General features: G+C 39.0%; 1 protein-coding gene. It reads left to right on the top strand.

Annotation, left to right across the window (positions count from 1 at the left end; genetic code table 11):
- Positions 1–469 (top strand): SprB repeat-containing protein (locus Q1A46_RS20745; RefSeq protein ID WP_299683566.1); only part of this gene is annotated, 469 nt, incomplete at both ends.

The raw sequence follows: 469 nt of genomic DNA, 5'->3' as shown, positions 1-469 counted from the left end.
GCAGATGATTATACAGTTTCAGTGGTTGACAGTAATAACTGTCCAGCAGCCGGAACTCAGAATATTACGATTAATCCTGACTTAGACTTTGATGTTACTCCAGTAAGCATTTTAAGTTGTGTTGCAGGTCCAGAATACAGTATTGAGGTTAGTTCAGGAACAGGAAGCTACACTTATGAAGTTGACAGTCCAACAACACCAAATGTTGTTACAGGAACTATAGTTGCAGGAACAGGAGTAAGCGATAACTTTACTTTACCATTAACTACTCCAGTAGGAACGTATATGGTTAGAGTTATAGATACAGGTTCAGGAAGTTGTGTTGTTAACAAGACATTTGAAGTTGTTGCACCAGTTGATCCAGCGTTTACAGTAAATCCAGTAGATGCTACCTGTAATGGAAGTGCTACAGGACGTATCGAGGTTACTTTAACAGCAGGCTTAACTCCAGTTACTTATAGTTTAGTTC

The organism is uncultured Tenacibaculum sp. (genome assembly GCF_947502995.1).
Taxonomy (GTDB): Bacteria; Bacteroidota; Bacteroidia; order Flavobacteriales; family Flavobacteriaceae; genus Polaribacter.
The sequence above is the reverse complement of the archived record's forward strand: the minus strand, read 5'-3'. Positions and strand labels throughout refer to the sequence as shown.